Origin of the sequence: Mycobacterium asiaticum DSM 44297 (genome assembly GCF_000613245.1) — a bacterium.
Classification (GTDB): Bacteria; Actinomycetota; Actinomycetes; order Mycobacteriales; family Mycobacteriaceae; genus Mycobacterium; species Mycobacterium asiaticum.
The window spans coordinates 1,154,395-1,155,131 of the sequence record NZ_HG964937.1 but is presented as its reverse complement, the minus strand read 5'-3'; the positions used below and the strand labels follow the sequence as shown (position 1 = coordinate 1,155,131).

Genomic DNA, 737 nt, shown 5'->3' with positions numbered 1-737 from the left:
ACCGGCGGCACGAGCAACATCACCGGCGGCATCGGCGGAGCCGGGGGCACGTCCGGGCTGCTGGGCAATGGAGGCAACGGCGGCAACGGCGGAGCCGGGGTGGTCACCGGCGGCAACGGCGGGACCGGCGGCAACGGTGTGCTGATCGGAAACGGCGGCAACGGCGGCAGCCTCGGCACCGGCGGAGTGACCGCGGGCAAGGCGGGCCTGGGCGGCATCAGCGGGCTGTTACTGGGTGCGGACGGCATCGGCGCCCCGGTGAGCACCAACCCGATCCACGCCCTGCAACAGAATCTGCTCAGCATCATCAACCAGCCGGTGCAGGCACTGACCGGACGGCCGTTGATCGGCAACGGCGCCAACGGAATTCCGGGCACCGGTACCGCCGGCGGTGACGGCGGCTGGCTGTTCGGCAACGGCGGCAACGGCGCACACGGCGCGACCAACACCGCCGCCGGCGGCGCCGGCGGTGCCGGTGGGCCGGCGGGCAGGTGGCGGGTTGTTCGGTCACGGTGGCACCGGCGGCTCCGGCGGTATCGCCACCGGCACCAACGGGGTCGGCGGCACCGGCGGGGCCGGCGGCTCAGCGCTATTGCTGGGCGCCGGCGGCACCGGAGGCTCTGGCGGCCAAGCTCTGGTCACCGGCGGTAAGGGTGGCGCCGGCGGGCAGGGCGGCAACGCGGGGGCGCTATTCGGGGCTGCCGGGACCGGCGGGCACGGCGCCGGACCCGGCGCGA

The 737-nt window shown here is 75.6% G+C and carries 1 pseudogene; it reads left to right on the top strand.

The annotated features are described in order from the left end of the window. Positions 1-24: 24 nt before the first annotated feature. Positions 25-737 (top strand): annotated as a pseudogene (locus tag BN972_RS29770) (PE family protein); the annotation flags it as partial.